This is a genomic window from Clostridium sp. AWRP, assembly GCF_004006395.2.
Classification (GTDB): domain Bacteria; phylum Bacillota; class Clostridia; order Clostridiales; family Clostridiaceae; genus Clostridium_B.
In genome coordinates this window covers 2,072,772-2,097,519 of the sequence record NZ_CP029758.2, presented here as the reverse complement: position 1 = coordinate 2,097,519, position 24,748 = coordinate 2,072,772, and the positions used below count along the sequence as shown (strand labels likewise).

General features: G+C 29.8%; 17 protein-coding genes. 4 read left to right on the top strand and 13 right to left on the bottom strand.

Annotation, left to right across the window (positions count from 1 at the left end):
- Positions 1-31 precede the first annotated feature (31 nt).
- Positions 32-343 carry a FeoA family protein gene (locus tag DMR38_RS09765; protein WP_175412974.1) on the bottom strand — a complete coding sequence of 104 codons (312 nt, stop codon included), beginning with the start codon at positions 341-343 and terminating at the stop codon, positions 32-34.
- 342 nt (positions 344-685) lie between these two features.
- Here DMR38_RS09765 and DMR38_RS09760 point away from each other — a divergent pair, with 342 nt between their 5' ends.
- Together DMR38_RS09760 and DMR38_RS09755 are read left to right on the top strand one after the other, a co-directional pair.
- Entirely contained in the window at positions 686-1,666 is a 981-nt protein-coding gene (locus tag DMR38_RS09760; protein WP_243124538.1) for an ISL3 family transposase, read from the top strand.
- Positions 1,663-2,475, top strand: a complete 813-nt coding sequence (locus DMR38_RS09755; protein WP_243124537.1) for a transposase — start codon at positions 1,663-1,665, stop codon at positions 2,473-2,475. Before DMR38_RS09760 ends, DMR38_RS09755 begins: the two co-directional genes overlap by 4 nt.
- Positions 2,476-2,583: 108 nt before the next feature.
- Here the strand turns inward: DMR38_RS09755 and pepF are convergent, their stop codons facing one another.
- On the bottom strand, positions 2,584-4,383 hold the full coding sequence (gene pepF / locus DMR38_RS09750; protein WP_127721086.1) for an oligoendopeptidase F: 1,800 nt from the start codon (positions 4,381-4,383) through the stop codon (positions 2,584-2,586).
- A gap of 377 nt (positions 4,384-4,760) precedes the next feature.
- Between pepF and DMR38_RS22290 the strand changes: the two genes are divergently transcribed.
- Together DMR38_RS22290 and DMR38_RS22285 are read left to right on the top strand one after the other, a co-directional pair.
- Entirely contained in the window at positions 4,761-5,480 is a 720-nt protein-coding gene (locus DMR38_RS22290) for a DUF4153 domain-containing protein (protein ID WP_243124535.1), read from the top strand.
- A 56-nt stretch (positions 5,481-5,536) separates the two neighbouring features.
- On the top strand, positions 5,537-6,067 hold the full coding sequence (locus DMR38_RS22285; RefSeq protein WP_347562543.1) for a DUF4153 domain-containing protein: 531 nt from the start codon (positions 5,537-5,539) through the stop codon (positions 6,065-6,067).
- 201 nt (positions 6,068-6,268) lie between these two features.
- Here DMR38_RS22285 and ggt read toward each other — a convergent pair whose 3' ends face one another.
- The 11 genes from ggt to DMR38_RS09685 form a co-directional block, all read right to left on the bottom strand.
- Positions 6,269-7,876 (bottom strand): gamma-glutamyltransferase, encoded by a 1,608-nt coding sequence (gene ggt, locus DMR38_RS09735; RefSeq protein WP_127721082.1) that lies wholly within the window; start codon positions 7,874-7,876, stop codon positions 6,269-6,271.
- 148 nt (positions 7,877-8,024) lie between these two features.
- The gene (abc-f, locus tag DMR38_RS09730) at positions 8,025-9,644 is read right to left on the bottom strand and encodes a ribosomal protection-like ABC-F family protein (protein ID WP_127721080.1); all 1,620 of its coding nucleotides are present in this window, start codon (positions 9,642-9,644) and stop codon (positions 8,025-8,027) included.
- Between the two features lie 261 nt (positions 9,645-9,905).
- Positions 9,906-11,213, bottom strand: coding sequence for a VanW family protein (locus DMR38_RS09725; RefSeq protein WP_127721079.1), 1,308 nt, complete (start codon positions 11,211-11,213; stop codon positions 9,906-9,908).
- A 111-nt stretch (positions 11,214-11,324) separates the two neighbouring features.
- Entirely contained in the window at positions 11,325-13,196 is a 1,872-nt protein-coding gene (locus DMR38_RS09720) for a M56 family metallopeptidase (RefSeq protein WP_127721077.1), read from the bottom strand.
- A gap of 167 nt (positions 13,197-13,363) precedes the next feature.
- On the bottom strand, positions 13,364-13,747 hold the full coding sequence (locus DMR38_RS09715) for a BlaI/MecI/CopY family transcriptional regulator (RefSeq protein WP_127721076.1): 384 nt from the start codon (positions 13,745-13,747) through the stop codon (positions 13,364-13,366).
- A 79-nt stretch (positions 13,748-13,826) separates the two neighbouring features.
- Positions 13,827-15,608, bottom strand: a complete 1,782-nt coding sequence (locus DMR38_RS09710) for a glycosyltransferase family 2 protein (RefSeq protein ID WP_127721075.1) — start codon at positions 15,606-15,608, stop codon at positions 13,827-13,829.
- A gap of 315 nt (positions 15,609-15,923) precedes the next feature.
- The gene (locus DMR38_RS09705; RefSeq protein ID WP_127721074.1) at positions 15,924-16,712 is read right to left on the bottom strand and encodes a DNRLRE domain-containing protein; all 789 of its coding nucleotides are present in this window, start codon (positions 16,710-16,712) and stop codon (positions 15,924-15,926) included.
- A 132-nt stretch (positions 16,713-16,844) separates the two neighbouring features.
- On the bottom strand, positions 16,845-17,153 hold the full coding sequence (locus DMR38_RS09700; protein WP_175412973.1) for a hypothetical protein: 309 nt from the start codon (positions 17,151-17,153) through the stop codon (positions 16,845-16,847).
- A gap of 202 nt (positions 17,154-17,355) precedes the next feature.
- A complete protein-coding gene (locus DMR38_RS09695; RefSeq protein ID WP_127721072.1) occupies positions 17,356-20,364 on the bottom strand; it encodes a methyltransferase domain-containing protein in 3,009 nt (1,002 codons plus the stop codon).
- A 268-nt stretch (positions 20,365-20,632) separates the two neighbouring features.
- Positions 20,633-22,492, bottom strand: a complete 1,860-nt coding sequence (locus DMR38_RS09690; protein WP_127721071.1) for an ABC transporter ATP-binding protein — start codon at positions 22,490-22,492, stop codon at positions 20,633-20,635.
- Complete coding sequence (locus DMR38_RS09685; protein ID WP_127721070.1) at positions 22,489-24,714, bottom strand: ABC transporter ATP-binding protein; 2,226 nt, start codon at positions 24,712-24,714, stop codon at positions 22,489-22,491. The genes DMR38_RS09690 and DMR38_RS09685 overlap by 4 nt, the downstream gene beginning before the upstream one ends.
- Positions 24,715-24,748 lie beyond the last annotated feature (34 nt).

Here is a 24,748-nt window from a genome sequence, read left to right as displayed (position 1 = left end):
AAATACTGCTTTAAAATTAAACGTTCTTTTGCTATATTGGATCAACAATGATATTTCTAGCCATCTCATATCCTACCGCAAATTGCATGGGACCTTTTTCAATGACAATTGGCCCTTCAGATAGTATTGCACTCTTCTTTATAATAATTGCATCAGGAATTATTCCCATAGATTTCAACATTTTCATAAGGATATTATTTCCATGAAGTTCTCGTATTTTTGCAGATTTCCCAACTTCAATTTCCGTAAGATTTACTCCAAATTTATGTACAAGCAATCTGTTTTCTGATTCTGACATATTTTTAGATTTTCTTAACTTATTCATTGATAAATTTGCAAACATAGTATTCATCTCCTAAATAATTTTTTATAACCAAAACTGCCTAAACTTATTTTGATAGGAAATCACGATAAATCCACAGAAATTTCTTATTTTAATATTAACTATCTTCTAATTGATAATTATAATCAATTTCATCAAAAAAGTCAATAGCTTTATTTAATACAATTATGCTTAAATTGTACTATAGCAAAGTAAAAAGAGTTTACAGCTAAATTTAGGTTCTTTCTGAGTTTTGGGTATTTACATTAAATCAAGTATCATAAGATACTTGATTTTTTTGCTATTGTTATTATTATATTTGGGTATTTTGATAAAATAATGGTATGGAAGAAGGTGCTGAAAATGAAATACAAAACTATTGGTGATTTTTCTTTTTTGCTGGATGACAATCATTTTGTCTATAATTATACAGAAGATGAAAACACCTTAGATATTTACGTCAAATCAAAACCAAACAGTTGCTGTTGCCCTGAATGTGGTTCAGAAAGCAGACAGTTACATGCTACTTATGAAAGGACTCTACAGGATACTCCAATTCATTGCAAACAGACATTTCTTCATGCAAATGTTTACAAGTATGAATGTCTGAATCCTGCTTGCAACCGCAGAATATTTATGGAAAAACTACCTTTTGCAAAGTTATCACAGGTAAGAACTGATGCACTGAATTCTTTGATTCTTGGTGTGTCAATGTTTTTAAGCAACGAAGGTGCAAGCAAGGTTCTTGCACTACTTGGAGTAAAAATCAGTAATGATACTATACAACGACTGTATGACAGTATAGAATTCGTAGATGATCCAGATGTGGAAGCAATAGGTGTGGATGATGTTGCTATACGAAAAGGTCAAACTTATGCGACTGCTATTTATGATCTAAAAGGCCATCATCTAATTGCTCTCTTAGAAGGTAGAGATGGACAACCTTTGAGAGAGTGGCTAAAACAGCATAAGAAAGTAAAATTGGTCGCAAGAGACCGTGCCAGTGCCTATGCATCTGCCATTAGCGAGATACTTCCGGAATGCATTCAGGTGGCAGACCGGTTTCATCTGCTTCAAAATCTCCTTGATCGGATGAAAGATATTTTTAAAGAAGATATGCCGGCAAAAATATTTATACGTAATGATGAAATATTGGATAAAGCCCCAGAAAAAGTTTTAAAGAAAAAAATGCCGAATGAGAAAATGATAGAGTCGTTTGACTATGATAATTCTGTTCCACGAACCCCTAACGGAACAGAAATTAAGTTCGATAATAAAAAACATGATCTGAATTCACCACAATATCGGGCACATGCTGAAAGCAGGAAAAAAAACAGCGATTGATCTGTCAGATCCAGGAATACTGGAGAAATCTCAAAAATAAAAGAATCAAACTTGTTTCAGAAGAATTTCAAATATCCAAATTAACAGCAAAAAAATATATCAACATGACTGAGGAGGAAATCCAAAAACTTAACAATCCAGCTAATTATAAGAAAAGAACAACGATAATGGATGAATATATCAATATCATCTTCAAGATGCAGCGTGACGGAATCAATGATGACCTGATTTATTTTTATATTTTGAAACATGGATATAGTGGAAATCAAAAATCATTATGGAACTATATCTATTGCATTGAAAAAAACAACTTTCCAGATAGAACTCCAATGAACCCCAAGTGCCTTATAGAATGGAGTTATCCTGATGATGTCATTATTATAAAAAGAAATAGTCTGTTAAAATATCTGCTTATAAAGAATCCAAAAACAAAAAAAGATGAGACTATAGGAAAATATATTAATGAACTAAAAGTAAAGTATTCAGTTGTTGAAAAAGTGGACGAAATATTTGGCACCTTCCATTCAATCATTATGGGAAGTAATCCTGACAAAATAGATGATTTTATTGAAAAATACAGAGATTCATCAATAGCTTCTTTTTGCAATGGTATAGAAAGAGATATTGCCCCGATCAAGAATGCAATATCTCTAAAAGTAAGTTCAGGATTTGTTGAAGGAAACAACAACAAATTCAAACTTATCAAACGTATTGTATACGGAAAATCTGGATTAGTCAATCTGGCAAAAAAATGTTTTTTGGCATTTCTCTCTAAAAGGCCATCGTTTAATCTTGTTGACTTAATCTAAAAAGAATGGCTATTCGCATCCGAATAGCCATTCTTTTTAAGTGATTGATGTACCCAAAACTCAGAAAGAACCTAAATTTACTGCAAACTCTTTTTTATTATAGAGAGTTCATTTTATTTTCAATACAGTTTCTAACATATCTAATAATTCATCAAATCTTTTTATAGTATCCTCTAAAGGCTTAGGTGAAGTCATATCCACCCCTGCCTTTTTCAATACATTTATTGGATAATCACTGGATCCACTCTTCAAAAATCCCTTATACGCTTCCACAGCCTTTTCTCCACTTTCTAGTATTGCATTAGCAAAAGAATGTGCTGCTGCATAGCCTGTAGCATACTGATATACATAAAAATCCCAATAAAAATGAGGAATTCTTGACCACTCCATATCTATTTCTTCATCTACAACCATATTCTTTCCAAAATATTTTACATTTAATTCTCTCCAAATTTTACATAAATCTTCTCCTGTAAGTGGTGTTCCATTTTCTATACTTTCATGAGTTACTTTTTCAAATTCAGCAAACATAACCTGTCTGAATACAGTAGTTCTAATTTGCTCTAATTCTTGATTTATGAGATAAAGTTTTCTTTTCTTATCCTTTTCGTTATCAATTAAATAATGCATTAATAAGCTTTCATTTGTAGTTGAAGCCACTTCTGCACAGAAAAGAGAATAATCTGAATATATATAAGGTTGATTTTTTCTCGAATAATAGGAATGTATGGAATGACCCATTTCATGTGCTAAAGTAGAAACATCTGTAAGCTTATAGTCATAATTTAAAAGTACATAAGGCATAGTATCATAATCCCCTGTGGAATAAGCTCCTCCTCTTTTGCCTTTGTTTGGATATACATCTACCCATCCGTCCTTTATTCCTTTATCAAATATATCTAAATACTCTTCTCCTAAAGGCTTTAATCCTTCTTTTACTATTTTTACTGCTTCATCAAATTCTATATGTTCTTCTACAGTGTCTATTAGTGGGACATACAAATCGTACATATGCATTTCATGAAGTCCTAAAAGTTTCTTTTTAATGCTTACATATCTGTGCAGGGACTTTAAATTATTATTTACAGTATCAACCGTATTATTGTAGACGTCTAAAGGAATATCATTAGGTTTTAGTGAACATTCCATTGAACTTTTATACTTTCTAGTTTTTGATATAAAAACAAAATTTTTAATATTTGAGGTAAGTGATGCTGCTAAAGTATTTTTATATCTTTTATAAGTATTGAATAGGGTTTTAAAGGCTTCTTTTCTAACAGATCTCTTTTTAGACCTTATAAAACCGGAATAATTTACATCAGTAAGCTCGACTCTTTTTCCCCTCTCATCCTTTATTTTTGGAAAAGTCATATCTGCATTAGATAACATACTATACACTTTCTCTGGGGCATTTAAGCAGTCTGATACCGAAGCCATAAGTTCCTCCTGCTCAACGCTTAAAGTATGAGACTTCTTTTTCAAAATTCTTTCTAATAAGAACTTATACACGTTTAATTCGGGAACAGCTTTCATAAATTTATCTGTAGTTCCCTCTGGCAAACTCAATATTTCAGGAATAAAAAATGCTTCCATACTTTTTATTTCAGCACCATATGCATATATTTTATCTCTTAAAACTTGAAAAGTAGGATTAGCAGTATCTTCATCATTTTTCATATGTGCAAAAATAGCTAGTTTTCCTGCCAATCTTGAAACTTCTTCATCCAGCTTAAAATATTCTAAAAGCTTCTTGCCTTCAGATAATTTACCAGCGTATTCACTTAATTTTGGTGCCATGGATTTTAACTTTTCAAAATCCTTTTTCCAGCTTTCTATATCCTTATATATTCTCTCTACCTGCCATTTATCTTCTTTTAATATTTCATCTCTTCTTTTTGTCTGTACCATATAAATTTCTACTCCTTTTCTATAAAAATAATATTTAGGAAATTTCAAAATTAGTTTTCCTACATTTTACTTTAATTATAAAGATTTTCACTCCATATTACTACATTATTGCTTCTACAATATTATTGAATAAAATTATAAATTATACGATAAAATAATAATTATATTAAATGTACTATCAATGAATCTTACTTAGTGGGAGAAACATAAAACTTAAATCTTTGATTTAAAGTGAATCGCTTTCTCTTTAGAGTTTTGTTTCTCCCACTAAGTTTAGATGAATTATCTAGGGGCGTAGCTACTGTTATCTCCCACTTTGATAGATGTGGGAGTGTTACAGTAGGTAGCCATCAGACAAAATAATAGGAGAGGATATTATGAAATTTACGGCATATATTAAATCTATTTTAAGTGGCCTGTATTTAAGCCTCAAAAGATTCCCTTTAACTATAATGTTCTCAGTTTCTGTTTTCTTAACACTTATAGTAATATCTGAAGCTAATCCTAAAGAAAATACCTTAGCTAGAGTTGCTATGATACTAGCACTAGGAATTCCTATTTCACTTTGTATAAAACTTTTCTTTGAGAAAATAAACAAAAAAAGCATATTTAAGCTTTTATCAGCTCAGTTATGTGGAATTTTATTCTTGATTGTTTATTACTTTTTATTTTTAAATACCATGGACATGGTTTCTATTACAAGATATGCTGCTGTAAGCACTACATTATATTTAGCTTTTCTATTCATTCCCTATTTTCTAAAAAAAGAACAATTTGAAATGTACGTTATAACTATATTTACAGGATTTTTTATCACTATAATATACTCAATTGTACTATACTTAGGACTTTCTGCCATCTTATTTACAATAGATAAACTACTTGGAATAAAAATCTTAGGAAAAATTTATTATTATACATGGTTATTTGTAGTCTTCATATTTTCACTATTATATTTTCTTTCAGGAATACCAATTAGTCATGAGGAAATATCAATAAAATTTTATCCAAAACTTTTAAGAATACTGCTTCTATATATTGTAATGCCTCTTTTAACTGCATACACAATAATATTATATATATTTTTGAGAAAATAGTAATAACAAAACAATGGCCTGTTGGCTTAGTTTCACACTTGGTTTTATGGTATTCAGTGATTGTTACAATAGTGCTGTTCTTTATTACTCCTATAAAAAATAACAACTCATGGCAAAATAACTTTTCTAAAATTTTTCCAAAAATAATTTTACCACTTATTATAATGATGTTTGTTTCCATAAGCATACGTATAAATGCTTATGGAATAACAGAGAAAAGATACTTTACACTTATCTTAGGTATTTGGTTATTTTTTATTATGAAAAGCCTGCAAAATGGTGCAAATACTTTAATTTCACCTTTAAGTGCTTCTTATAACTATGAAACATTTATTATAAAAGTAATTTATAAAGGCAATCAAATTTACACTAAAAATTTGAATTTTTTTGTAAAAAATCTCATTGATAAATATGGTATGCTTTCAAAAGAAAATGCATTATCACCTGAAGAAATGACTCTAACTGAAGAAAATGAAAAAGTAAAAGTTAAATTTATATTTTTAAATATATCTGGTAATAAAAGCGATACAAATAGAGGAATTAATCCCAAAGAAATCAATTTTTATATGCTTGTTAAAATCAAATAAAAATGCCCTCCTTTCCAGTAACAGATTTCTAATTTTTTAATCCACCTGACTCAAGGAGAGCATGTCAATTTTAAATAATACTGTGTTCTTCAAAATTGTCCGTTTTTTAGTTTAGTCAATTTAATTCTATGAAAAATCCCCCTATATATCGATTAGTATAGAATATTCACGCTTTTAGATCTTGTCCTAATTAATCCAATTTTACCATGAATATATAGTTCCATCAGTCCTCCAATCAGTTCCTCCTGATAAAACTCCATTTTCATCTCTCCAAATTATCTGACCCCTTCCAAAATCGGTCTCATCAATGGCATAACTTATTTTGTGTCCTTTATCATACAAAGCTTTTGCCAGATACTGAGGGAAAGCATGCTCAATACTAATATTTTTTTCCTCATTCCACATCCATCTTGGAGCATCCAGTGCTGCTTGTGGATTTAAATTAAAATCAATACAGTTCATCAATACTTGTACATGGGCTTGAGGCTGCATAAAGGCTCCCATAATTCCAAAAGGTCCTACACCTTTGCCATTTTTCATTAAAAATCCAGGAATTATTGTGTGATATGGCTTTTTTTCAGGTTCCAGTGCATTTGCATGATTCGGATCAAAGGAGAAATTTTTCCCTCTGTTATGCAGAGCAATACCTGTTCCAGGTACCACTAGACCTGAACCAAAGTCCATATAATTACTCTGTATGTATGACACCATATTCCCATATCCATCAGCAGTAGCAAGATAAACTGTTCCACCTTTGGAGTTTTTACTAAATTCAGGCATAAAAGCAGTTTCTTTTATTCTCTTTCTTTTTTCATCAGCGTAAGCATCGGACAGCAAGTCCTCTATTTTAATTGTCATTTTATTTCTGTCTGTTACATACCTTAAAGTATCTTCAAAAGCCAATTTCACTGCTTCCATTTGCTTGTGATAAGTATCTACAGAATTTTTTTCATTGAATTCAAAACCCTTTAATATATTAAGAGCTATAAGTGCGGTAATACCCTGTCCATTTGGAGGAATCTCACATACATCATAACCTCTGTAATTAATACTTATAGGTTTTACCCATTCAGCATGGTATTTTTCTAAATCTTCTTTTCTTATATATCCACCAGTTTTCCTTGAAAAATAATCTATTTTTTCAGCCAGTTCTCCTCTATAAAATGCTTCACTTTTAGTCTCAGCTATAATTTTTAATGTTTTTGCATGATCCTTTAAAGTGAACATCTCCCCTATTCTTGGAGCCCTTCCCTCTGGTGCAAAAGTATCAAACCAATATTTAAATTTTTCATCAGTTAATTTTCTTTTGTATAGCTCATATGCTCTTCCCCAAAATTTCCCTACTGTCGGAGTTACAGGGAAACCTTCCTCTGCATACCTTATAGCAGGTTCTAGTAGCTTTTCAAAAGACAATTTCCCAAATTTTTCTGAAAGCGATGCCCATGCTGCAGGAATTCCTGGAACATTAACAGGTTCCCATCCAAACTGTGGTATTTCATTATATCCTGATTTTTTCAAAATAGGTATAGAAATTCCCTTTGGCGATGGTCCACTTGAATTTAATCCATGCAATTTACCATTAAACCATACTGTAGCAAAAGCATCACCACCAATTCCATTTGATGTTGGCTCACATACAGTCAAGCAAGCAGCTGTTGAAATAGCAGCATCTACTGCATTGCCACCCTTTTTTAGAATCTCAAAACCGGCTTCTGCTGCAAAAGGCTGAGATGCAGCCACCATTCCTCTTTTCCCATAGGCTGTGCTTCTTGCTGAACTAAAAGGATTGTATAAAGCATTGAAATTCATAATATCCACCCCCTATAATACTAATATGAAATAAAAGTAACATATCACATATATTACTAAAGTCATGATACAGCAGCATAAAACTTATGTCAATATATTCCTCTATTCTTTATCCGATGACTACCCGTTCTAATACTCCCCACTGACCTTACATCTTATTCAATTGTTTGGCAATACATTGGTATTCTTTATCCAATGCTTCTCTGTCACAATCTTTCAAGGACATTCTAGAAACAATTTCAGTAAGCTTCATCTGTAAAATTGATTTTTCTATATACATATTTTCCTGATTTTTTGATACCTTTTTATTTTTCTCAAATTCTTTCAAATTTCCTTCGAATTCCGTTATTTTTTCATTCTCCAGTATAAGCAATCTATCCGCTATAGAATTTATAAAAGCTCTATCATGAGATACAAAGAGTACAGTTCCTTCATAACTTCTTAAAAAATCTTCTAGTGCCTCAATAGACTGCATATCAAGATAGTTTGTAGGTTCATCTAGAAGCAGTACATTGGCTTTTGATGCAAAAAGTTTTGCAAAAGAAACCTTTATCTTTTCTCCACCACTTAAAATTCCAACCTTTTTATGCACTGCATCACCAAAAATCAATAATCTTGCTAAAATTGTTCTAACACAGCTTTCACCTTGAATACTGCTAACCATAACATTTTGGAGTACAGTTTTATCAAAATCAAGATCTTCAAAGTTCTGATGGAAATATCCAATAACCGCTTTTGGCACAGTATAAATTTGCTTATCCTGCATATTTATAAGATTTAATAGTGTAGTTTTTCCAGATCCATTATCTCCTACAACTGCTGTCTTCATTCCATTATAAACCTTAAATTTAGCATTATGAAAAATCTCATTTCTATTATATTTAAAATAAAAATTAGAACTAGACATAATAATTTTATTTTGTGGAGGATTTGTTAAAGAAAAATCAATTTTTACCTTTAAAATTTTATCGGGTTTTTCCTTAACTTGCAGCTTTTCAATACGAGATTTTATGCCCTTTACTGCAGCATCTAATTTTTTCTTCTTTTCATTGACTGCACGTTTGTGAAGCCTTGCTTCAGAATTTCCCATTCTCTTTGGAGTTTTTTTCATGGATTTTGATTTACTCTGTACATCTCTTGTTGCTTTTTCAAGCCTTATTTTCTCCTCTATATATTCTTCATATTCCATCTTCTGCCTTTTTATTCTTAAATCTTTTTGCTTTTTATAAAAAGAATAGTTTCCTTCGTAAAAGAAAAGTTTGCCATTTCTTATTTCAATAATTTTATTACATAGAGTATCCATAAAATCTCTATCATGGCTTATCAACACAATGGTTTCTATCTTACTCAACTTTTCCTTTAGTACTTTTATACTTTTATAATCTAAATTGGATGTAGGTTCATCTGCCAGAAGCAAAGAACTGTTTTTACTTAATTCAGCTGCAATACTAAGCTTAGCACGTTCACCTCCACTTGCCTTCTGACAATCAAATTTATAATTCACTCCAAATTCTTTAAAAAGCTTACCTTGCATATTCACATTTTCGTCTGAAAATTGTTTTATATACGCTGCAGAACAATACCTTTTAATAACACCTGTATCTGCATCTGTCTCTCCTGATAAGATATTCAAAAGTGTAGTTTTACCTGCACCGTTTTCTCCTACAATACCAATTTTATCTCCTCTTCGTATTTTTAAATCATTGGTAGATATGATTAATCTATCTCCATAATATTTTTTCAAATTCACAGCTTCTAAAATAAGCATAAAAAAAATCTCTCCTTTGCAAACGCCGGAAAGATAAATGAATCCATAAGTATATAGCTATGCCAAAAAAGCATAAACATCTATAGTAATTATTATTTCATTTAAACTAACCCAGCAAAAATAGAGGCACAAAAGCCTTAAAAATAAATCTCAATTGATTTTAAGAACGCTGAATTAGTTAATCTTCATTAATTACATACCTTGCCCTTTCTATAATATATTTTATATATTACTATATTTAAAATAATATATCAACCTGTCTCATTTTACATAACAATCACTGTTTATCTCATCTCTTGAAACCTCTTTTCCATCTTCATAAGTAACTTTATACGCTTTTGCCTCACATACCGCCTTGCCAGATCTATTTACTGTTTTTACACTATTTACAAGCTTATAAGTCTTTTTAGTCAATTTAGAATTTGAATAAATATTAAATGTAAGTTTCTTATCATCAGTAGTACATTCTATAAATATAGGATACCCTAGTGTATTTTTAAATTTATAATCTATGTTTCCGTAATCCACAGTAGCATCCATTCCAATACCTACATAACTCACAGGCATATTGTGGTGATCTCTTTCTGTAGGCACTATACCTGCTCCTACTACAGCATTATGAAGGGTACTTGATACCTGACATACTCCTCCTCCTAGCCCAGATTCTACTTTATCACCTACAATAACATGTGCAGCTTCATATCCTCTTTCTGCTGTTCTCTCTCCTACTATTTTGTTAAAACTAAAGGTTTCATTTGGCATAACAACAGTTCCATTCAGTGCTTTAGAAGCTACCTGTATGTTATTAGCTCTGTTTGCTGTAGAAGAAGAAAAATCCGTAGCAAAGCTGGATATTTTCGTATCTATTTTCTGCAAATCCGATTTCTTTATAGCAGACTCAACTTTTTTCATTTTAACATCAACTATAATATCCTTAATATCCCTATTTCCTATTTCCCTATCAATGTCTTTAAAAAGCTTGTACTTATCAACTTCATATCCTACTTTTTCTTTAGTAATTTGAAATTTATCGTTTTTGTCTTTAGTCATACTTGCATTTACTGGTTTTTTATCACATTCACCTTGAATTTTTGATATAGTTTTTTCAATTTCTTTTTTATCATAACTGTATTCTAGAGAAAAATTTTTTTCTTTGCCACTGCTTATGATCTTATATTTGTAAGATATATCTCCACTTTTACCATAGTCAAAAGCATTTTTTATTGTATCTTCTAGGTTATAACTTATGTTCAACTTTGAATAATTTATTGTATACATCTTATTGTCAATTTTAATTACTATATTTTTCTTTAGTATCTCATTTATGTACTTATTTCTTAAAGTGTTTACCGCTTCTTCTTGTGTTTTTCCGCTTAATTTTATACCTTCAACTTTAACTCCTGGATATATGATCTTATTATATCTATTAACCAAAAAATGTACCCATATTACGTGTAAAACATATATAAATAAAACTAATATACAAAGAGACCTTACTGCTTTCTTTTTATTAATTTTTAATTTTTGTTTTTTTATTACTCTTTCTTCTCTGTCTATACTTTCTACCATTTACTACTATGAATCCTCCTAAAGCTCAAACTTACTTTTAATAAAAGTTAATATATACCCGAAAATGTACCCTCTCTATTTCCGAGTATATATCAACTTTTCACTTAGTATCTATTTAGAAGCTTTTTCTTTAAGTATGTTAAATTCTTCTTTTGACGGATAACCTGTAGCCACATTCGAACCTTCTTCTATTGATTTCAATGCTGATTTTTTATCTCCTGCTTTTATTTGTGAATCTGCTAAATAGTACCAGTAAAATCCTGCCTTTGGCATTTCTTTCACTTTTTGCTCGTAGTAAGGTACTACTTTCTGTTTAAAGTAATCAGGGCAAAGGTCATCTGCTGATTCAAAAGTTTTTCCATTCAACTTTAATACATTAATCATATACGCATTTCCTGTATCATGGTTCCATACAGCTATAGCTTTCATATCCTTTCCTGGAATATCTACTATATCTACTTTAGAATAATCTATCTCTCCAACCGGCATTTTATCTAAAACATCACTATTCCACTGAATTGGCATTTTATCTAAAGTATTATTGTTCCACTTATAAATAGAAAGTTGTCCTAGAGTTCCCCCAACTCTTCTACCTAAAAGTACTTCATCTTTTCCATCGCCATCTATATCTGCTGTCAATGCTATATCTGCCTTAAAGCCTTCCACAGGTTCGTCCAAAGCTTTAATCCAATTGTTTCCTATTCTTTTCAGAACTATTATATTTATTTTTTCACTTTGACCTATTGATTTATAAGCACTTACAATTTCAATTCTGCCATCATTGTTCAAATCCTTTAATAAAACATTTTCTCCCTCTTTCGTATTACTTGAAGTTACAATCTGTGCATTTTTAGGCAAAAACTTTTTAACTATATTTACATAGGTTGCCTTACTTTGTACAGTTTCAACCAATTTATTTTGAGTTTTCAACCCTATAGCTTTAGTTGGCAAATTAGTTATGCCAACCATACATATAGCTGCCAAAATAGATACTGGTACCCCTATCCATTTAAATGTATTCTTCTTAAACTTTTTTATCATGATTATCCTCCTCTTTACATTTGACTTTCTCTTTATCATCCCGCTAGTTCCGGGAATCAATTTGATACCTGAAACAAATTTTGCAAGTTCGATAATAGTTTCCCCATATTCTTTCTGTTCCTTCTTGTTTAAATAAGATAAGACATAAGCGTCACAAGCTAATTCCGAATCTTCCTTCATTCTACTAAATGCAAACCATATTATGGGATTAAACCAATGGATAATTTCCAGAAATAATATTACCCAATTTATAAAAATATCTTTTCTCTTAAAATGAGAAAGTTCATGTAAAAAAATATGCCTTTTTTCTTCAAAAGAAAGCTTTCCTATTAAATCAGGATCAACTAAAATCTTAGGATTTATAACTCCCAAAAGCGAAGGTGTATTTATATACCCATCATAAACAACTGGTATAAATTTTGAGATATTCATAATAGACTTAGACTCTTTGAGTATCTCATTCATTTCTTTATCTTGACAAAATGAAAGCTTTCTTATTTTTAAGTAAAACATTCCATATGAAAATAACATAACAGCTAAAATAAGAGTTGCTCCTATCATCCATACTATACTTGCTATATTGACATAATAATTAAAGTCTTTTACTTTTGTTTCTCCAAAGTTGTTCTTTTTTTCTAAATTAGGTTTTAAAATTTTGTTATTACCTTCAACCACATTTTTTATATTACTGCTATTTCCAGCTATATTTTGAGATGTTTGAATTCTCTGAGTAGTATTTGCAAATACATTAAACTTACTTAGCGGGGTATCAAACCCAGTAGGTATAATCAATCTAATGATAAGCAAAAACCATATAAAATATTGCCAAGAAGCATTAAGTTTATTTTTTAATAAGCTTTTTAAAGCAAAAATTATAACTGCAACTATACTGCCTGCGGCTGACGATAACACAATCATTTTAAATATAAAAGAAAGCTGCATGAAAACTGTCCCCCCTACTTCTTTTTAGGGATTTGAAAGAAACTAACAAGTCAAAGATGCGACGGATATTTTTTATCAGACAAGGAGGTAGGTTCCGCAGATAGTGAATCCTATCTAAGGGTTCTACCGACGCAGTATGATAAAAAATAGGCTAGCATACTGACTGGTTATTTCTTTGAAAATCCCTTATCATCTAATATTTGTTTTAATTCTTCTATTTCTTTCTCGGACAATTTTTCGTCTTTTATAAAATTGGAAATCAGCAAATTTATTGAGCCGTCATAAACCTTTTTAATAAAAGATTTTGTCTCCACCTTTTTACATTCTTTCTCGGATATATTAGGGGAATATAAATAAAAAGGTTCATCTTTTTTTACATTGATAGCATCTTTAGTTACCAGTCTGCTAATAAGAGTATGAATAGTTTTGGGATTCCAAGAACTATGCTCCTTTAAAATCTCAATAATTTCGCTGGAAGTAAGGGGTGATTTTTTCCATAAAACTTTCATCACTTCCCATTCTGAATCTGATATTTTAGGTATTTTATTCAATTTTTTCGCCTCCTTTCGTACTACAAGTGTAGTCTTTAATATCATACTACACTTGTAGTCTCCATTTGTCAAGCAAATTTTATTCTTTTAATATGTCAAGGCCTTCGTTATCATATATACTAAATTCTTTTATAGACCTTAATACTTCTTTTCTAGCAAGATCAACAAAATCATATTTATTATATAATTTTCCAAGGTAAAGAAACGCATATTTATTATCTATCAAATTGAATAAATTTACAGCTATCTTTAATTCATCAAATTTCATATTTATAAGCAATATTTCACATACTTCTAAAATCATTTCATATTCTATTTGGCTTTCATTTTCAGATATAATTTCTGTTGGTTCATCTTTAAATAGTTTTACTAGTTCAGAATATATTTTCAATAATTTTTTATCATTATCTGATAAAGTATTTTTCTCAAAACTACTCAATATAGATGATGCATAATCAATTTTATTACTTAATATACAGCTTAAAACCCTATACATGGAAAAATGTGTATAAAAAGGTGACTCAACTTTTATAGAATTCATATTAACACATTCATCAAAAGCACCAGTTCTTATAAGGCATTTCGCTTTTAGCATATTAATAGACTCTGTAACTATTTTTGCTTCTTCACATTTTTGAATATATTCTAATGCTATTTTATAAAGTCCTTCTTTATAAAATATATCAGCAATAACAGGATAACCTTTCGTAGAACCAGAAAAAAATTTTTCTATGATACTTTTAAATTTAGCGTGACTAATATTTTTTTCTTTTAATATGTGTGCAATACAATATAGTGGATCAATAAAATCCAGTTTTGATTTAAGTGATTTAATATAATAATCATATGCAGTATCATAATCTTTAAAATGCATATAAACATTACCTAATTCAAAGTATGATTTAAAGCTCTCACTTCCATAAAAAAACTTTAGTTGTGAAGGAGGCTCTCCAATTTCAACACATTTGTTCAACGCCTTTATCTGTAGTGTAATTTTACCTAAATTTTTATAAACAAGAGATTTAAAGAAATATAAATCAGTAAATTTAGGATAATACTTAGTTGCAGTATCAATAAAATCCAGTGCTTTAGTATATTCTCGTATATTATAATTACAAACAATTATTCGTAAAACCAACGCCGGGCTAAAGCCTGTATCAGGATTAAAATCTTCATAAGCTTTATAATAATACTCTAGTGCTTTTTTAGGATTATCTAAAGCTACATATTCATTACCTAGATTAAAATAATTAAATTTATTATTAGGTTCTTTTTCGATCAGTTTGTTTAAAATTGATATATTTCTTTTTCTCTTATTTTTAGACACTATATTTTTATTCAGATATCCATAATGATATATTTTTACATCATTACAAATTGCACCACGTTCATTATTTGGACATATTAACTGATTATGAATCTCTCCTTCATAATGAAATCCACGACCATTTTTAAAGATTCGTGGATTTAGATTTATAGTAATACAATTATCATCAGGTTTGTCCCCATAATAGTTTAATGTTTCAAAGAAATAAACTAGATTGTCGTCTAATTTGCTATTTAGTAACAATTTAAAATTTTCTTTATATTTACCCCGCAATTCATCATCTGCATCCATTATTAATATCCAATCCTTAGTGGCATATTTTAACGAAACATTTCTGGCTTCACTAAAATTATTATTCCATTTGAAATAATACACCTTAGCACCATAGTTTCGTGCAATCTCTACTGTTTTATCTGTAGAACCTGTATCAACAACAATTATCTCGTCAACAACATCTTTAACACTTTCAAGACATGTCGGCAAACATTTTTCTTCATTTTTTACAATCATACATAAACTTATTTCATTGTTCATCTTTATTCCTCCTGATGTACAATATTGTACTATATTTTGCGTTATTAATTAACGTATTTAAGAGTTATATATAAAATATACAATGTATTGATTTTAATATAGGTATGTAAAAGGAAATTTAATGAATATAAGCATTTATTGGCAGGAAATTATTTGAATTTTACAATAATCTTATATTTTGAAAAGGATACAGGTAATAAAACAAATTGTTGTTGTTTGTATAAAATAATACTAATCATAAATTATTCATTTGTTAATTATAGTAATTAAATTGACAACATATAAGTTAATTTAATATGCTCATATTCTTTGGTTTTATGTCTTTTTGTCTTCCTTATATGAACCATAAAGATTCACCTTTTCAGTATCACCTTTTCTTTCTTTTGGAATAATAACAACTTTGTAATTTTTATCTATCTTAAGGGGAGTAACTCCCGATGAGTTATCATACTCATCAGCAATATAATAATTTCCCACCTTATTGCTTTTATGCCTTTTTACTTCAACATTTAAGATTGACATATATTTTGATTCAGGCGCAACCGTTCCCGTAACATTGACTTCTCTTATGGTAGCTTCTCCATCACAACAGCTTATGCAATACACCTTATATTTAATATCAATAAAAGGAATAATATAACTATCGCTGCTTATTGAAGAACCAAATGATGAAAGACTACAATTTGAATCTCCAGCCAGCATTAATCCTGTACAAATAGATTTTGATTTAATCCACAACAAGACAAATTTTGTAACATCTACTGTTACAGAAATTTTTGAAGTAAATGGGCTAAAGTTTTCTTTAATATCCTTGTTAACTTTAGGACGATTATTATAGGTTGTATAACTGCTAAAATAATCATCTAACTGATAAATAACTAGTTCTTTATTATCTTTATAAAAATTATTTGTTTTAAATAATACAAGTTTTGCACTCAAAATTTTGGCATTGGGAGGAATACTGGAAATATCAAAAAACAGATAGCTAATATATTTAAATTTCTGATGATAACCTACCTTTATATGGTTAGAATTTATATTTTCCTTTGGTGATTTATTGGTTACAGTAAGGCTTTTACTGGCAGGAATTATTATATTGGACAATTTATTTTCCTCCTTTTTTATTATTAAATGGAGCCAAAATAAAATGGCTCCACAAAACTTTAAATTTTAGCAATGATTAATTGAACTTATAGCTTTAAGATAGTTCAATTAATTCTGCTCAAATCAAAGACATTATCTTACAACCCAGTCAATAGTTACTTGATCTTCTCTAATTGAATCTGTAGTACGAATCTTTGGTACAATAGCTATACTAACGTTGGCTGAAGCTGATACTCTTTCTACAGAGCTTGTATTATTAAAAACATATACGCTAGAATATGCGCTATTGGCTCTGTTAACAGTACCGCTAGTGTTAGTAACCTGCACCGTAACATAAGCATATGCCTGAGACTCTGCAGGAATAGTTCCTGTTACATTTATAGACCTAACACTACCAGATTGAGGTGTATCAAAACTTGCTGAAAGTGCCAATTTAAACATCTCCTTTTAAAGGTTTTGGGGATTTTCATTTCCCACTACACATACTATGCTGCAATTATTTAATGTGTTATAAAAAATTAGAACTTTATAGGTCATCAATTTCAGTCCATACACCTATCCAGAATATATTCTCTAAAAGAGAAAAACACAATAAATAAACGACCATTTTAATAAACGGTCGTTTATTTATTGTGAAGTTGTATTATTTTTCGCATACAGCCATCATATTGTATGCAGATAAATTCATCCCTTTAGTTAATCTATTGTTTACTATAGAGTAATATTGTACGTTAGAAAAATATTTATATAATAACTCATCAAATTCTAAAAAATTATATTCCTTAACATGGAATGGATTTCTAACATTTTCTCTCACAGCTTTATTTGGAGTAGATATAATCATTTTACCCTTATTTTTTAAGACCCTAACAGCCTCAGAAAAATATCTTTCTACTAAGTTTAATGGCAAATGTTCTAATGTCTCAAATGAAATATATACATCGAAATAATTATTAGCATAAGGTAATTTTGTTACATCTCCTACAACCCAATTAATATTTTCAAAACTATACATTTTTTTACCAAATAAAATATTCTCTTTAGCTAGGTCTAATGCTTCTACTTGTTTACATTCCTTTGAAATATATGCTGCACCATATCCAAATCCACTAGCAGCTTCCAAAACAATATACGATTTTTTTATAAAATTAAATGCTAATTTGTACCTTTCAATAACATTTATATAGCCGACTAATGGCATAAATTGAGTAGCTGGTATTCCTCTTTCCCAATTATATGCTAATTGGTTTTCTTTTATATCATCAACTATTTTCTTATCATTAATAAAACCTGCTATACCTCTATTGTTGTATTCCATATCGCTATTAATCACCCTATTAATTATTTCAATCAGTTTATTTCTATTACTTGAAAAATTTAAATAGTTAGGCAGGATTATTTCTTTTCCTTCATTATCATAAATAACTCCTGTAACTATTAATTGTGCTTCATTATTAGCTAAAATAAATTCTATTAAAGCATATCTGCTATTAATTTTTTCTTTTTTACCAATAATAGCTTTGGAATTATCAAAATCATACTTATCAACAAAATCTGTATCATAGCCACTGAACAAATTAATTTTTTCATAGACTTCTTTTATAGTATATTTAGATAAAATTAAATTATTAACATTTTGTTGTATACGTATCAATTCATTGTTATTATAAAGCTCCTTATTATTTTCAATATTTTGCAAAGCAGACTTAATATTATCACTTATATTACTTTTTTCCCATATATCGTCAATGTCAATATTAACATTAATCCTATTTTGCTTCTTTTTTATAATCAGCAACTTTTCAGACAATCCATATTTATAATTGGATAAACATAATTTATCAACATAATACAAATATTCTAATACAATTTTCTTATTTTCTCCTTTTATATTACAATAATTTTGATTAAGAAATACTTGTATTAAATTAAAAATATTAATGGCTTCCAATGATTCAGTTTGTGATCTATTAATATCGAATGGGCTACTAGCAAAAAAATACATAGGAATACATGTTTCTATTTCCATACCATTTTCACTAAGTACTTTTCTAATATATTCAACACTCCTAATCCTTACGTGTGGTGACGTACTTTTTACTTCATTTTTACTTATAGCATCATAAATAATCATATAGCCATTATCATTTAATACATTTTTCATATTTTTCAATGCAAGTTTAAATTTATTTTCATCAGTTAAATGTAAAAGTACATCTGCACTGAAAACTAAATCATATTTACTATTTTTAGGATAATTTTTACCTTCACTTATGTCACCTTGTATAAAATTAAAATTATTATATTTTGATGATAATACTTCCACTGATTTTTTTGATATATCAATAGCATAATAATTACTTATTCCATTTTGTTTAAAATAATTTGTAAATACTCCTATACCTGGACCTATTTCAAATACTGTTGTTAGTTTAGATTTTTTAAATAATTTTTTAATTATTTTATCTAACGTATAAAGCCTTGCTTTATATAGATATTCATTATATTCTCTTCCTAATCCTATATAACCAACACCCTCTATATCAAATTTATTATCCAATCTATCATTCCAATATTGTTTATAATCAAACTTTTGTTGTCCTATTTTACTGCTAATTTCTATATTCTTAATTATTTGTTTTATCTTATCTATTTGTAATTCATTTCTGTAATTATCTTGAATAAAATTTCTATATTCTCTAGAATCATATTTTTCTTCTGTTATCATTTTTATTGCTTCATCTATAGAGCAAAACAAAAATTTTTTATCCCATATTTCATCTGCAAATACAAAATTATGAATTATAGGTTTTATCCCACTTGCCATAGCTTCTGCAATACCATATCCAAAGCTTTCATGTATACTTGTTGATAAAACATAATTCTTATCTTCTAACCAACTCTCTACATTGTTTTGCCATCCCTGAAAAATTACACTTTCTTCAAGCTTCATTTTCTTTATCTGGTCAAACCAATATAACTTAATTAAACCATCCTGAAACTGGCCAGCAACATATAATTTATATCTTTTATCTTTTTGAGTAAGTGCTTTCATTATTTGAAGTACTAAAACAGGATTTTTTCTAGAGTGGATATATCCTATATAAGCAATATTAAAACCTTTTTTTCTTTCTTTAAATTTATATTTGCTTAAATTCACTCCATTGTTTACAATTACAATATCAACTTTTGAATTTATATCTGGAATTTGAGCTTTTAAAAATATTTTTAAATGTTTTGTTACAATTATAAGTTTATCTACATTATCCCAGTTAACTTGTTTAGGATAATTGGTAAAGACTTCATATCTATGCAGCCTACATATTACTTTCTTCTCTCTAGCAATCGCTAATTTGCTTCCATACCCTATAAGTTCGTCACACCATTCAAACCAACATATATCAGCCCACTGCATACCTTCATCAATTTGTTTGAAATCACTAACTACAATTTTTCTATTTATATACTCATTAGATAATCCATTTATAATATCATCTAAAAAACTATCCATTCCTTGTTTTACAAAAAATACAAGTTTAAGTTTTGGACTACTAATTGGTTGTGTATGTTCGCCATCTATCTTATTAGCTGCACTATTTATTTGTTCATCATCCTTTAATTGATCTTTTACTAAGTTATCCTTACTATCCACTATTTAATTATCCTCCTTCAGAAATTTTACATTTTATAACTTGTTACTAATTTATATTTTTAAATCTTACAAGTAATAATTTTGAACTTAATATACATCACACTAAATTATATTTTGATACTATAAAATTTATGTTAAATAATTTTTATAGATTTGCATCAAATACGTCTACCTTAAATAATTAAAAAAATAGCACATCAAAAATATTCTTTTTCAAGATATTATTGACATGCTATCACTTAGTTATTTTTTTGTAACAAATTGCAATTTATTCAGCAGCCAGAGAATCTTCAAATTGGCTATTATAAAGATTATAGTAAAATCCTTTATTTTTCAAAAGTTCTTCATGATTTCCCTGTTCTACAATATCACCATTATTCATTACAAGAATTAAATCTGCATCGCGCACTGTAGACAATCTGTGTGCAATAATAAAACTAGTACGATCTTTCATAAGATTATCCATTGCCTTTTTTATCCTAACTTCTGTACGGGTATCTACAGAACTGGTTGCTTCATCAAGAATAAGAACTTTAGGATCTGCAAGTATAGCCCTTGCAATTGTTAAAAGCTGCTTTTGACCTTGGGATACATTAGAGGCTTCTTCATTTAAAATCATATTGTATCCATCTGGTAGAGTGCGCACAAAACTATCCACATGAGCTGCCTTCGCTGCAATTTTAACCTCTTCATCGGAAGCATTAAGCCTCCCATACCTTATATTCTCTATTATACTTCCATTATAAAGCCATGTATCCTGGAGCACCATACCGAATATAGATCTCAGATCATTTCGCCTAAAATCTCTTATGTCATGTCCGTCTACTAAAATAGACCCGCTATTTATATCATAAAATCGCATTAAAAGTTTTACCATAGTAGTTTTTCCTGCACCTGTTGGTCCTACAATCGCAACTTTTTCACCTGGTTTTACCTTAGCTGAAAAATCATTTATAACAACTTTGTCAGAATTATATCCAAAATGAACATTTCTAAATTCTACATACCCTTCAACCTTTTCAAGTTTTACAGGATTGCAAGTCTCAGGTACTGCTTCTTCCTCTTCTAAGAATTCAAATACACGCTCTGCTGAAGCAGCAGTTTGTTGAAGTATATTTGATATATTTGCTATTTGAGTAATTGGCTGGGTAAAAAACCTTACGTACTGTATGAAAGCTTGAATATCTCCAACTTCAATAGTCTTTTTTATGGCAAGCCACCCTCCAAGCACACACACACCTACATAACCAAGATTGCTGACAAAGTTCATAATTGGCATTATCATGCCTGACAAAAACTGTGATTTCCACGCAGATTTATACAGTGTATTATTTAGTCCATCAAACTTTTCAATGCTATCTTCTTCACCATTAAAAGCTCTCATAACTATATGACCACCATACATTTCCTCTACGTGCCCATTTACGTGTCCCAAATAATCCTGCTGCTCTTTAAAATATTTCTGGGATTGTTTGATTATGAACATCATAATTACCATAGATAGTGGAATTATGCAAAGTGCTACTAAAGTCATAGTAAAGCTTATGCTCAGCATCATCACAAGTACCCCTACTACAGTAGTAATGGAAGTAATTATCTGAGTCAAGCTCTGATTTAAAGTCTGACTCACCGTATCCACATCATTGGTAACACGAGATAGTACTTCCCCTTGATTTGTTCCATCAAAATATTTAAGAGGTAATCTGTTTATTTTCTTTGAAATTTCCTTTCGCATCTTGTAGCTTACTTTCATGGAAACACCAGACATAAGCCATCCCTGAATATAACTAAAAAGTGTACTTAACGCATATAGTCCTGCAAGTATTATTAATATCCTAGCTATATAATCAAAATCTATTCCAGAGCCTGAGCCTGAAATTTTACCCATAATTCCCTCAAAGAGCTTAGTTGTAGCCTTACCCAATATCTTAGGTCCCACTATGGAAAACACAGCACTTGCAGCTGCAAATATAAATACTATGATAACAGCTAATTTATATTCATTCATATATGACATGAGCTTTTTCATAGTACCTTTAAAGTCATTTGCCTTTTCGCCGCCCTGTATCATACCACCAGGTCCATGCTGATGTGACTTTTGTCTTTTTATCTTATATTTATCACTCATGCCAATTCCTCCTTTGAAAGCTGTGAAAGAGCAATTTCCCTATAAGTTTCACAATTTTTCATAAGCTCCTCATGAGTACCTATTCCTACTACATTACCATCATCAAGAACTATTATTTGATCTGCATCCATAATTGTAGAAATACGCTGTGCCACAATAAGGAATGTACTTGAAGTAGTCTCTTTTCTAAGTGCCTTTCTAAGGGCAGCATCCGTTTTAAAATCGAGAGCAGAAAAACTATCATCAAATACATAAATTTCAGGTTTCTTCACAAGAGCACGGGCAATAGAAAGTCTCTGTTTCTGACCTCCAGATACATTTGAGCCTCCCTCGGAAATTTCACTTTTAATTCCCTTAGTTTTTTCATTTATAAATCCTTCTGACTGAGAAACTTCTACAGCATGATTTATACCATCATAACCTACATTTTTATCTCCATATTTAAGGTTGGATTCAATTGTGCCGCTAAATAAGTATCCTTTCTGTGGTACATATCCAATTTTATCCCGAAGTTCATGCTGAGTTATTTTCTTTACATTCACTCCATCTACAAGCACTTCACCTGCTGTTACATCATAAAAACGCATAATCAAATTTACAAGGGTTGTCTTTCCAGAACCTGTAGAGCCTATAAATGCCGTTGTTTTTCCAGAAAGAGCTTTAAAACTTACATTTTTTAAGACATCTTCACCTGCTCCAGGATATCTGAAAGATACATTGTTAAATTCAACAATTCCCTGTATATTGTCTTCAAAATGTGCCCTATCTTCTGGATCTACAATTGAAATATCTGTTTCTAAAACTTCTTCAATACGGCCTGCAGAAACAGATGCTCTTGGTATTAAAATAAACATCATAGCAAGCATTAAAAATGCCATAATTATCTGCATTGCATACTGCATAAATGCCATCATATCTCCTACCTGCATATTTGAATTTGCAACTTCATGAGCGCCAACCCATATTATAAGCAGTGTAATTCCATTCATTACAAACATCATTACAGGCATCATGGACACCATCACACGATTTACAAACAAATTTGTCTTTGTCACATCTTTATTTGCCTTGTCAAAACGCTCTTCTTCAAACTTTTGTGTATTAAAAGCCCTTATTACCATCATTCCAGAAAGATTTTCACGAGTTACAAGGTTTAGTTTATCTATAAGCTTTTGTATAATTTTAAACTTTGGAAAAGCTACTGCAAATACTACAAGTATCAACCCTAAAAGCACTATAACTGCAAGTGCAATAATCCATGACATGGATTTACTTTTTCCCATAGCTCTTATTACACCACCAACTCCCATAATTGGTGCATAAAATACCATTCTTATCATAATAACCATAAGCATTTGTATTTGAGTAATGTCATTTGTACTCCTTGTTATGAGAGATGCCGTTGAAAACTTATCAAATTCCGCATTTGAAAAGTTTTCAACTTTTTCAAATACATTTTTACGCAAATTTCTGGCAAGCCCTGCTGCAGTTCTTGCTGCTAAAAACCCAACTGCAACGGTACACATACCCCCAAGAAGTGATATAAAAAGCATAGTTATTCCAACATTTATTATATATTTACTCTGGATTTTATCCGTATTCATTCCAAGTGCCTTGTATTCTGCTTTAATTTTAGAGGCAGTCAATTGGACAACCATATTATCATCCAAACTAGATGTTTTTTTGTTTATATCTTCAATTATTTTTAAACGCTGCTTATCTGGCATTTTAGAAATCATATCAAATAAATCTGCACTAGCCGGTATTTTCATGCCATTAAATGAAATCACTCCATTTTTCGCACTGGACTTAATCTGTTCAACACCTGAAGCATCTATTATGGATCTTCCCATTATAGAACTTAATTTGTTCATTTGATTTTTATCAACATCCTTAAGTACAAAAATAGGTTCATTTTTGAGATTTGGATACTTCTTTAAATACCTAGTATAGTCTGCATTTGATTTATCAACAGGAACATAACTTTTAGAAACTTCCTCTAAATCACTCTTATTCATAAATATTTTTATTTTTTCCATTTGGCTTTCTCTTATTGCCTGAGGTACAGAACTTACAATACCACCTTGCTGTATACCTTTATTTACAATATTAGATGTGTAATCTGGAAGCGCAAGATCACACATGGCCTGTACGAACAAAAGCATTACAGCTGCAATAATCAATCCTGCAAAAGGTTTTAAATATTTTATTAATTTAATCATATTGTTTAATATTCTCCTTATATGAATACTATAA

Bases quoted from the DNA above. Each gene is read 5' to 3' on its own strand.
- DMR38_RS09700 (WP_175412973.1), bottom strand. From the start codon at position 17,153: ATGTTTAAATTGGCACTTTCAGCAAGTTTTGATACACCTCAATCTGGT.
- DMR38_RS09725 (WP_127721079.1), bottom strand. From the start codon at position 11,213: ATGGTAGAAAGTATAGACAGAGAAGAAAGAGTAATAAAAAAACAAAAA.
- ggt (WP_127721082.1), bottom strand. From the start codon at position 7,876: ATGAATTTCAATGCTTTATACAATCCTTTTAGTTCAGCAAGAAGCACA.
- DMR38_RS09710 (WP_127721075.1), bottom strand. From the start codon at position 15,608: ATGAACAATGAAATAAGTTTATGTATGATTGTAAAAAATGAAGAAAAA.
- DMR38_RS09760 (WP_243124538.1), top strand. From the start codon at position 686: ATGAAATACAAAACTATTGGTGATTTTTCTTTTTTGCTGGATGACAAT.
- abc-f (WP_127721080.1), bottom strand. From the start codon at position 9,644: ATGCTTATTTTAGAAGCTGTGAATTTGAAAAAATATTATGGAGATAGA.
- DMR38_RS22290 (WP_243124535.1), top strand. From the start codon at position 4,761: ATGAAATTTACGGCATATATTAAATCTATTTTAAGTGGCCTGTATTTA.
- DMR38_RS09685 (WP_127721070.1), bottom strand. From the start codon at position 24,714: ATGATTAAATTAATAAAATATTTAAAACCTTTTGCAGGATTGATTATT.
- DMR38_RS09720 (WP_127721077.1), bottom strand. From the start codon at position 13,196: ATGCAGCTTTCTTTTATATTTAAAATGATTGTGTTATCGTCAGCCGCA.
- DMR38_RS09690 (WP_127721071.1), bottom strand. From the start codon at position 22,492: ATGAGTGATAAATATAAGATAAAAAGACAAAAGTCACATCAGCATGGA.
- pepF (WP_127721086.1), bottom strand. From the start codon at position 4,383: ATGGTACAGACAAAAAGAAGAGATGAAATATTAAAAGAAGATAAATGG.
- DMR38_RS09765 (WP_175412974.1), bottom strand. From the start codon at position 343: ATGTTTGCAAATTTATCAATGAATAAGTTAAGAAAATCTAAAAATATG.